The organism is Pseudomonas syringae group sp. J248-6 (genome assembly GCF_032586995.1).
Taxonomy (GTDB): Bacteria; Pseudomonadota; Gammaproteobacteria; order Pseudomonadales; family Pseudomonadaceae; genus Aquipseudomonas; species Aquipseudomonas amygdali.
Genome location: NZ_JAWHOP010000033.1, coordinates 1 through 9610, shown reverse-complemented (window position 1 = coordinate 9610; position 9610 = coordinate 1). Strand labels below are relative to the sequence as shown.

The following is a 9610-nucleotide window of genomic DNA, read 5'->3' as shown; positions in this document are numbered from 1 at the left end:
CACGATAGTGGAGATTATCGTTGCCCAGACACTTATCGTTCCTCACGCTCCAGCGTGGGAATGCCTTGCGTGACGCTCTGCGTCACAAATCTGCGCCGCGCCGCTTATTCAGGATAGGACGCAGAGCGTCCAGAAACGCATGCCGACGCGGAGCGTCGCACGATAGTGGAGATTATCGTTGCCCAGACACTTATCGTTCCTCACGCTCCAGCGTGGGAATGCCTTGCGTGACGCTTTGCGTCACAAATCTGCGCCGCGCCGCTTATTCAGGATAGGACGTAGAGCGTCCAGAAATGGCATGCCGATGCGGAGCGTCGCACGATAGTCGGTCAGGCTGTGCCGTACGGAGCGCTCAATCCAGGCCCAGTTTCTTCAGCCGATAACGCAGCGATCTGAAGGACAAGCTGAGCCTTTCTGCCGCTGCGGTACGGTTCCAGCGGGTTTCTTCCAGGGCCTGCAGAATCAGCTTGCGCTCGATGCTTTCCAGGTAATCTTCAAGGTTGTCGATGTCGGCCAGGCTAGGGCTGTTGGGCTCCTGGGGGCTGGCGGACTCTGCCAGGCGCAGATCGCTGGCGTGGATTTCATCGTTTTCACAGAGCGTGTAGGCGCGCTCCAGCATGTTTTCCAGTTCGCGCACGTTACCGGGGAATCGGTAGCTCTTCAGCGTGTCCAGCGCCTGCGCATTCAGGCGCGCCACCGGTTGCGTGCCATTGCCGGCAAGTCTTCGGAGAACACTGGCTGCCAGTTGATCGATGTCCTCGCGCCGCTCGCGCAATGAGGGGACGCGCACTTCGATCACGTTCAACCGGTAATACAGATCCTGACGGAAGCGACCTGCCGCAACCTCTGCGTTCAGGTTCTTGTGCGTTGCGCACAGAATGCGTACGTCCACGATCTGTTCTTGCTGGCTGCCTACACTGCGGATGGATTTTTCCTGGATGGCTCGCAACAGTTTTACCTGCATGGCCAGCGGCAGGTCGGCCACCTCGTCGAGAAACAGCGTCCCGGTATGTGCCGCCTGAAACAGACCGGGCTTGTCTTCGTGGGCACCGCTGAAACTGCCTTTGCGATGGCCAAAGAATTCGCTTTCCATCAGCTCGGAAGGAATGGCCCCGCAATTCACCGGTACGAACGGTTTGTCGATGCGCGGGCCCTGCTCGTGGATCAGCCGCGCTACAAGCTCCTTGCCACTGCCCGATTCGCCGCTGATGTAGATCGGCGCCTGGCTGCGGGCCAGCTTGCCGATCTGGTTGCGCAAGGTACGCATCGCTAGCGAGTCGCCCAGCAGGCGGCTGTCGATGCTGCGTGCTGGCTGGGCGCAAGGCAGGCTCAGCGCACTATTGACCAGTTCGCGCAGCCTGCCGAGGTCAACCGGCTTGGTCACAAAATCGAAAGCCCCGGCCTTGAGCGCGTTAATCGCGGTGTCCAGGTTGCCGTGGGCAGTGATCATCGCCACCGGCAAATGGGGGTAGCCGTGCTGGATATGCTGGACCAGCTCAAGGCCATTGCCGTCGGGCAGACGCATGTCGGTCAGGCACATGTCGAACGGCTCGCGGGCCAGCCAGTCGTGGGCCTCGGCAACATTGCGGGCGCATCGGGTATCGAGTTTCATGCGCCCCAGAGTGATCTCCAGCAGTTCGCGGATATCCGGCTCGTCATCGACTATCAGGATTTTTTGCCGTTGGCTCATGCTCAGCTCGTTTTGAACGGGTGGGCGAAGGTTATGCGCAGACAACTGCCGCCACCTTGCCGCGGGACGTATTCCAGGTGCGCCTGATTGCTTTCGCACAGCTCGCGTGACAGATATAGACCAAGACCGGTGCCTTTGCTTTCCGTGGTGAAAAACGGCTCGAACAGCTTGGCCAAATGTTGCTCGCTGACCCCCGGCCCGTCGTCCTGCACTTCAAGAATCGGCAAGTCGCTTTGTTGGTCATGATGCAGCTTCAGCCAGACCTGCGCTGACGAATGATTTCTGCCGCTGTAGCGCAGGCCGTTCTGTAGCAGGTTGGTCATGATCTGGGTCAGTTGCCCGGAATCCATGCGGGTTGTCAGCGTTCCGGGGCTGATTTCAACATGAACCGACTGTCCGGCAGTGGCGGCACTGCGAAACTCGGCAACAAAGTTTTTCAGCCAGGTTTTCAGGTCCAGCAATTCGGGTTGCGACTCACGCCGGCGTGACAGTTGCAGAACATTTTCGATGACCCGATCAATACGTCCCGACTGGTCATGAATGATCTGTCCCAGGCGTCGGTCCGCTGCACTGAGTTCTTCAGATTCGTTGAGTAACTGTGCGGCATGGCTGACTGCGCCCAGCGGGTTGCGTATCTCGTGGGCAATCCCGGCGGTCAGGCGTCCCAGCGCGGCGAGCTTGAGCTGCTGCGCCTGATGGGCAATCTGCGACAGGTCTTCAAGAAAGATCAGCGTCTGGCGCTGATCGCCACGATTGAGTGCGGCAAAGCTCGGTTGCAGCACCGGCCCGATGGGTGAAGTCGTGACGCTGCGCGGCACCATGATCGGGTTGACGAGCCACTGACGCAGGCGTTCCACCAACTGCGGCGAGTAAGCGTCGATAACCTGGCCGACCAGTCGCTCGTGGCCCAGTAGGGTAAGGGCACCTTGATTGGCCAGCAGCACCTGACGGTTGGCATCCAGTACCAGAATGCCGGTACGCATGCGTTGCAGGATCAGCGCGTTGAGTTCTTCAAGGCTGTCGACATCCGCTGCACGCTGTTCGGCCAGCACTTCGCTGACCTGCATGCGCGCTGTCAGCGCTTGCACCAGCAGTGCGGCGGCGAAGCACAGGGCACCCAGAGAGCCGGCCTGCACGTAGTCGTTGGAAACCGACGGTGTACCGAAGCTGATATAGAACGTCAGGTAGATGATGCCGATGGCAGAAACGGCGGCGATCAGCAAACCGATACGGCCCCGCAGCAATACATTGCTGATTGCTACGGAAGCAATCAACAGATTGCCTATGCCGCTGGAAGGGCCACCCGCCGCGTAGAACAGCGCAGAGAGCATGATTGCGTCAGTCATTGCCAGACTGAACAGCTGCGCCTGACGGCTGGGACGCTCCAGCAGCACGACGACCAGAATATTGAACACTAGATACAGCCAGCAACCCGAACGGAACAGGTTCGGATTGGCCAGTTGCAACAGTTCGGTTTCCAGGCTGCTGGAAATCAGCAGGACCAGTACGACGCCGATGGTCAGTCGATAAAGGTGGTAAAGCCGCAGGATCCGTTGCGCCTGTGGGCTGGCAAGCGAGGGCGTGTCAGCGGTCACGTGCCGCAGGGCCTTCCAGGCGGTGTGCCTCGCTGCAATACCATTGCTGTGCCTGGCTCAGCGCGCGATCCTGAGGCAGATGAACGCCGCAGTGTGCGCAGCGCACCATCGGGGTGGCCGCTATTTCAGGCGGCTCGGCACGGGATTTCGGCTTGGGGGGATTGATCAGGCGCTTGACGAACCAGATCACCGCCGCGATCAACGCGGCCCACATGAGTAAGCGAACCATGACTACCAGCTTAGTGATTGACGATGGCGCAGTGTAGCCAAGGTACAGTCAGGCGCACAGTGGCTGCGTTGCATAAATGTGCTGCATAAAAAAAGAGGCCCGAAGGCCTCTTTCTTAACGCCGTGAAGATCAGTCGAACAGACCCAGGGTCATGTAGCTGAACCACGAACGGCTCTTGGTACCTTTCGCTTCGGCGTCTTTTTCCGCCTGCTCGTCCAGCTCTGTCTGATTTTCCGGCAACAGCTCTTTCGGAATGGCGTCCTTGGCGTCTTGATACTGCTTCTTGATGTCCTGATCGGCACGGGTCTGGCCCGGTGGCAGCGGTGCGCTACCGTCGATCAGGCCAAGGGTCGCTTTCGACAGCCACGAGCGGTTGTCGGCTTCGGCCTGACGCGGGGTGAACTTGCCGTCAGCCAACTGCGGGTGGTTCGGGTAGTTGGTTTTGAGCACTTCAAGGCTGGTGGCTGCCAGGTCGTCGAGGTGCAGACGCTGATAGGACTCGACCATCACGGCCAGACCGTCACCTACCGATGGCGTCTCCTGGAAGTTTTCCACGACATAGCGGCCACGGTTGGCGGCGGCGACATAGGCCTGACGGGTCAGGTAGTAGTCGGCTACGTGAATTTCGTAGGAGGCCAGCAGGTTGCGCAGGTAGATCATGCGCTGCTTGGCATCCGGCGAATAGCGGCTGTTCGGGAAGCGGCTGGTCAACTGAGCGAACTCGTTGAACGAGTCGCGGGCAGCACCCGGGTCACGTTTGGTCTGGTCCAGCGGCAGGAAGCGCGCCAGCAGGCCGACATCCTGATCGAAGGAGGTCAGGCCCTTCATGTAATACGCGTAATCGACGTTCGGGTGCTGTGGATGCAGGCGGATGAAACGCTCGGCGGCGGATTTCGCTGCTTCGGGTTCACCGTTCTTGTAGTTCGAGTAGATCAACTCGAGCTGAGCCTGATCGGCGTAGCGACCGAACGGATAGCGTGATTCCAGCGCCTTGAGTTTCTCCGTGGCACTGTTATAGCTGTTATTTCCCAGGTCGGCCTGCGCCTGCTGGTACAGCTCGACTTCGCTGAGGTTTTCGTCGATGACTTCCTTCGACGAACAGGCCGCAGTCAATGCGAGGATGGCGATCAGCAGCAGGTGTTTCACTTGCATGGCGGCTTGCGTCCCTATAACGGCCTGCTGTCTTGGGCGGGGCCGTCCTGTTATGATGAGCGCCCCGCGATACCAGCGGGACAAAAGACGCCGTATTTAACCACAAGCGCGCTGCCGAAACCAAAGGCTAGCCGCCACCTAGTCTGGTCATGTCCGAAAATATAGAACTCCGCGCAGAGGTGCCGTCCGAATTGGGCGGTCAACGCCTCGATCAAGTCGCCGCACAATTATTCGCTGAGCACTCGCGCTCGCGCCTTTCCGCCTGGATCAAGGACGGCCGCCTGACTGTGGACGGAGGCGTATTGCGCCCCCGCGACATCGTGCATGGTGGCGCTGTTCTCGAGCTGATTGCCGAGCAGGAGGCCCAGGGTGAATGGGTTGCTCAGGACATCGAGCTCGACATCATCTATGAAGACGACCAGATCCTCGTCATCAACAAGCCTGCGGGTCTGGTGGTGCATCCGGCTGCCGGTCATGCCGACGGCACGCTGCTCAATGCCTTGCTGCACCATGTGCCGGACATCATCAATGTTCCGCGTGCCGGCATCGTGCATCGCCTGGACAAGGACACCACTGGTCTGATGGTGGTCGCCAAGACCATTCAGGCACAGACCCAACTGGTTACCCAGTTGCAGAGTCGCAGTGTCAGCCGTATCTACGAGTGCATCGTGATCGGCGTGGTGACCGCAGGCGGCAAGATCGACGCACCGATCGGTCGTCACGGCCAGCAGCGCCAGCGCATGGCGGTGATGGAAGGCGGCAAGCAGGCGGTCAGTCATTACCGCGTGCTGGAGCGCTTCCGTTCGCACACGCATGTGCGCGTCAAGCTGGAAACCGGCCGTACGCACCAGATCCGCGTGCACATGGCGCATATCAACTACCCGTTGGTCGGCGACCCGGCCTATGGTGGTCGTTTCCGCATTCCGCCAGCCGCCAGCGTGACCATGGTCGACTCGCTCAAGACGTTCCCGCGGCAGGCTCTGCATGCCCGCTTCCTGGAGCTGGATCATCCGATCACCGGCAAGCGCATGAGCTGGGAATCGCCACTGCCGGATGATTTCGTCTGGTTGCTGTCGCTGCTCAAGCAGGATCGCGAGGCGTTCATCGGGTGAATGACTGGCTGACACCTGACTGGCCTGCGCCAGCTCGGATCAAGTCGTGCGTTACTACTCGCTCGGGTGGGGTCAGCCTGGCCCCGTTCGACAGCCTCAATCTGGGCGATCACGTCGATGACAGCCCGCAGGCCGTGGCGAGCAATCGCCTGCGCCTGACCTCCCGTCTCAACGTTGAGCCCGCCTGGTTGAAGCAGGTGCATGGCGTAGACGTCGTGCCTGCCGATCCATCCCGCGTCGTCGAGGCCGATGCCAGCTGGACGAGCACGCCTGGCGTCGCCTGCACCATCATGACCGCCGATTGCCTGCCCGCGCTGTTCTGTCGTCGTGACGGTACGCGTGTGGCTGCCGCGCATGCCGGCTGGCGCGGGCTGGCGGCCGGGGTGCTGGAAGCGACGGCCGACAGCCTGCAGAGTGCTCCCGAAGACATCATGGTCTGGCTGGGGCCGGCCATCGGTCAGCCGTCGTTCGAAGTCGGTCCCGAGGTGCGCGAGGCCTTTACCGCCAGCCACCCGCAGACAGCCGCTGCGTTTGTCGCCAGTTCGAATCCTGATCGTTTCATGGCCGACATCTACGCGCTCGCCCGGTTAAGACTGGCAGCCCAAGGTGTCTCTGCCGTGTATGGCGGCGGGCTGGATACCTTCACCGATCCGCGCTTCTTTTCCTACAGGCGTGCCGCGCGCACTGGCCGCTTCGCTTCGCTGATATGGATCGAACACGCCTGATTGCCGGGCTGTTTTGCACATTCCAGCTAGACTTGCCTGAACACTCGTCTGATCTGTATCAACCACGGCCCGCTTGAAACGCGCAGAATCGTCCGCATCTAACTGGCTATTCAGCAGGTTTTCTTTATAGGTGTGTTCATTGCTCCGGCCTGCATTAAAGGAAGGTGACTAATGCGTATCGACAGATTGACCAGTAAATTACAGTTAGCGTTATCCGATTCCCAGTCGCTGGCCGTTGGCCTCGACCATCCCGCCATCGAACCTGCGCACTTGATGCAGGCGCTGCTTGAGCAGCAGGGCGGTTCCATCAAGCCTCTGCTGTTGCAGGTCGGCTTCGACATCAACAGCTTGCGCAAGGAACTGAGCGCAGAGCTGGACCGACTGCCAAAAATCCAGAACCCCACTGGCGACGTCAACATGTCGCAGGATCTGGCGCGCCTGCTTAATCAGGCCGACCGTCTGGCACAGCAGAAAGGCGATCAATTCATTTCCAGCGAGCTGGTGCTGCTCGCGGCAATGGACGAGAACAGCAAACTCGGCAAATTGTTGCTGGGGCAGGGCGTCAGCAAGAAAGCTCTGGAAAACGCGATCAACAACCTGCGCGGCGAAGGTGCCGTGAATGACCCTAACGTCGAAGAGTCGCGTCAGGCGTTGGACAAGTACACCGTTGACCTGACCAAGCGTGCCGAAGAGGGCAAGCTCGACCCGGTGATCGGCCGCGATGACGAGATTCGTCGCACCATTCAGGTCCTGCAACGCCGTACCAAGAACAACCCGGTGCTGATCGGTGAGCCTGGCGTGGGTAAAACTGCTATCGCCGAAGGCCTGGCGCAACGCATCATCAACGGCGAAGTGCCAGATGGCCTGCGCGGCAAACGCTTGCTGTCGCTGGACATGGGCGCATTGATTGCCGGTGCCAAGTACCGTGGCGAGTTCGAGGAGCGCCTGAAGTCGCTGCTCAACGAACTGTCCAAGCAGGAAGGCCAGATCATCCTGTTCATCGACGAACTGCACACCATGGTCGGCGCCGGCAAAGGCGAAGGCTCGATGGACGCTGGCAATATGCTCAAGCCTGCGCTGGCTCGCGGCGAGCTGCATTGTGTCGGTGCCACCACGCTCAACGAATACCGCCAATATATAGAGAAGGACGCTGCACTTGAGCGTCGCTTCCAGAAAGTGCTGGTGGACGAGCCAAGTGAAGAAGACACCATCGCAATCCTGCGCGGCCTGAAAGAGCGCTATGAAGTGCACCACAAGGTCGCCATTACTGACGGTGCGATCATCGCCGCTGCCAAACTGAGCCATCGCTATATCACCGACCGCCAGTTGCCCGACAAGGCCATCGACCTGATCGACGAAGCGGCCAGCCGCATTCGTATGGAGATCGACTCCAAGCCTGAAGTGCTTGATCGTCTTGAGCGTCGCCTGATCCAGCTGAAAGTGGAAGCTCAGGCACTCAAGAAGGAAAAGGACGAGGCGGCTATCAAGCGCTTGGAAAAACTCCAGGAAGAAGTGGTGCGCCTTGAGAAGGAATATGCCGACCTCGAAGAAATCTGGACCTCGGAAAAAGCTGAAGTAACGGGCTCTGCGCAGATCCAGCAGAAAATAGAACAGTCCCGTCAGGAACTGGAAGCGGCGCGCCGGCGTGGCGACCTGAACCGCATGGCCGAGTTGCAGTACGGGATCATTCCGGACCTGGAACGCAGCCTGCAAATGGTCGATCAGCACGGCAAACCCGAGAACCAATTGCTGCGCAGTAAAGTGACCGAGGAAGAAATTGCCGAAGTCGTGTCAAAGTGGACCGGCATTCCTGTGTCGAAAATGCTGGAAGGCGAGCGCGAGAAGCTGTTGCGCATGGAAACACTGCTGCACAACCGGGTAATCGGTCAGGAAGAAGCGGTGGTCGCGGTCTCCAATGCCGTACGTCGCTCGCGTGCTGGGCTTTCCGACCCGAATCGTCCAAGCGGTTCGTTCATGTTCCTTGGCCCGACCGGTGTGGGTAAGACCGAACTCTGCAAAGCGCTGGCCGAATTCCTGTTCGATACCGAAGAGGCGATGGTGCGTATCGATATGTCCGAGTTCATGGAGAAACATTCCGTGGCTCGTCTGATCGGCGCACCACCGGGCTATGTCGGTTACGAAGAGGGCGGCTACCTGACCGAAGCCGTGCGTCGCAAACCGTATTCGCTGATCCTGCTCGACGAGGTCGAGAAGGCGCATTCCGACGTGTTCAACATCCTGTTGCAGGTGCTTGAAGACGGACGCCTGACTGACAGCCACGGGCGGACGGTGGACTTCCGCAATACCGTGATCGTCATGACCTCCAACCTGGGCTCGGCGCAGATCCAGGAACTGGTCGGTGATCGTGAAGCGCAACGTGCTGCGGTGATGGATGCGGTCGGTATGCACTTCCGCCCGGAATTTGTGAACCGGATCGACGAAGTGGTGATCTTCGAACCGCTGGCGCGTGACCAGATCGCCGGTATCACCGATATTCAGCTGGGCCGCCTGCGCAAGCGTCTGGCTGAGCGCGAGCTGGCGCTGACCCTGAGCCCCGAGGCGCTGGACAAGCTGATTGCCGTCGGTTACGACCCGGTCTATGGAGCACGGCCGCTGAAGCGGGCGATCCAGCGCTGGATCGAGAACCCGCTGGCACAGATGATCCTCTCGGGCAGCTTCATGCCCGGTACCACCATCACCGGCAAGGTGGTCGACGACGAGATCGTGTTTGCCTGATAGCGCTCGCCAGCTCTATATAGAGGGCCCTCTCGCCGAGGGCCTTTTTTCTGAGGATGCTGCCAGCAGTAAAATCGGGCCTGAAAGGGGATCTGGGAAAAAATCGCAAATCATTGTCTTAAAAAGCAATTTATAGGGTTGACAGGTGTTTTTAAAATTGTAGAATAGCGCGCCTCAGAGACGTGAACGCAACGATACAAACGAAGCGCAAAGGTCGATGAGATTGAAATCAACGAGTTAACAGCACGCTGGTTTCAAGGCAACAGGTTGTAAAGTTGAATCTGAAATCGATAGTTCCGCGATAGCTCAGTTGGTAGAGCAAGTGACTGTTAATCACTGGGTCCCTGGTTCGAGTCCAGGTCGTGGAGCCA

Annotated in this window: 7 protein-coding genes and 1 tRNA gene; 4 read left to right on the top strand and 4 right to left on the bottom strand. The window is 59.4% G+C overall.

All coding sequences use genetic code 11. The annotated features are described in order from the left end of the window. Positions 1 to 352 precede the first annotated feature (352 nt). The 4 genes from RYC17_RS25575 to RYC17_RS25560 all read right to left on the bottom strand — a co-directional run bounded on the left by RYC17_RS25575 (position 353) and on the right by RYC17_RS25560 (position 4666). The gene (locus RYC17_RS25575; protein WP_316904715.1) at positions 353 to 1690 is read right to left on the bottom strand and encodes a sigma-54 dependent transcriptional regulator; all 1338 of its coding nucleotides are present in this window, start codon (positions 1688 to 1690) and stop codon (positions 353 to 355) included. Positions 1691 to 1692: 2 nt separating this feature from the next. Beyond that, positions 1693 to 3285, bottom strand: a complete 1593-nt coding sequence (locus RYC17_RS25570; RefSeq protein ID WP_316904714.1) for a sensor histidine kinase — start codon at positions 3283 to 3285, stop codon at positions 1693 to 1695. After that, positions 3275 to 3514, bottom strand: a complete 240-nt coding sequence (locus tag RYC17_RS25565) for a PP0621 family protein (RefSeq protein WP_002551997.1) — start codon at positions 3512 to 3514, stop codon at positions 3275 to 3277. Before RYC17_RS25565 ends, RYC17_RS25570 begins: the two co-directional genes overlap by 11 nt. A gap of 129 nt (positions 3515 to 3643) precedes the next feature. Continuing rightward, a complete protein-coding gene (locus tag RYC17_RS25560) occupies positions 3644 to 4666 on the bottom strand; it encodes an outer membrane protein assembly factor BamD (RefSeq protein WP_316904713.1) in 1023 nt (340 codons plus the stop codon). Between the two features lie 149 nt (positions 4667 to 4815). Here RYC17_RS25560 and rluD point away from each other — a divergent pair, with 149 nt between their 5' ends. The 4 genes from rluD (at position 4816) to RYC17_RS25540 (ending at position 9610) form a co-directional block, all read left to right on the top strand. Then, positions 4816 to 5778, top strand: coding sequence for a 23S rRNA pseudouridine(1911/1915/1917) synthase RluD (gene rluD, locus RYC17_RS25555; RefSeq protein ID WP_230017463.1), 963 nt, complete (start codon positions 4816 to 4818; stop codon positions 5776 to 5778). Beyond that, positions 5775 to 6503: a peptidoglycan editing factor PgeF gene (pgeF, locus tag RYC17_RS25550; RefSeq protein WP_316904712.1), complete on the top strand. Its 729-nt coding sequence runs from the start codon at positions 5775 to 5777 to the stop codon at positions 6501 to 6503. The genes rluD and pgeF overlap by 4 nt, the downstream gene beginning before the upstream one ends. A gap of 171 nt (positions 6504 to 6674) precedes the next feature. Then, positions 6675 to 9239 (top strand): ATP-dependent chaperone ClpB, encoded by a 2565-nt coding sequence (gene clpB, locus RYC17_RS25545; protein WP_316904711.1) that lies wholly within the window; start codon positions 6675 to 6677, stop codon positions 9237 to 9239. A gap of 295 nt (positions 9240 to 9534) precedes the next feature. Next, positions 9535 to 9610, top strand: a tRNA-Asn gene (locus tag RYC17_RS25540).

Coding starts and splice junctions, on each gene's coding strand:
- RYC17_RS25575 (WP_316904715.1), bottom strand. CDS start 1,690: ATGAGCCAACGGCAAAAAATCCTGATAGTCGATGACGAGCCGGATATC.
- RYC17_RS25565 (WP_002551997.1), bottom strand. CDS start 3,514: ATGGTTCGCTTACTCATGTGGGCCGCGTTGATCGCGGCGGTGATCTGG.
- RYC17_RS25560 (WP_316904713.1), bottom strand. CDS start 4,666: ATGCAAGTGAAACACCTGCTGCTGATCGCCATCCTCGCATTGACTGCG.
- rluD (WP_230017463.1), top strand. CDS start 4,816: ATGTCCGAAAATATAGAACTCCGCGCAGAGGTGCCGTCCGAATTGGGC.
- clpB (WP_316904711.1), top strand. CDS start 6,675: ATGCGTATCGACAGATTGACCAGTAAATTACAGTTAGCGTTATCCGAT.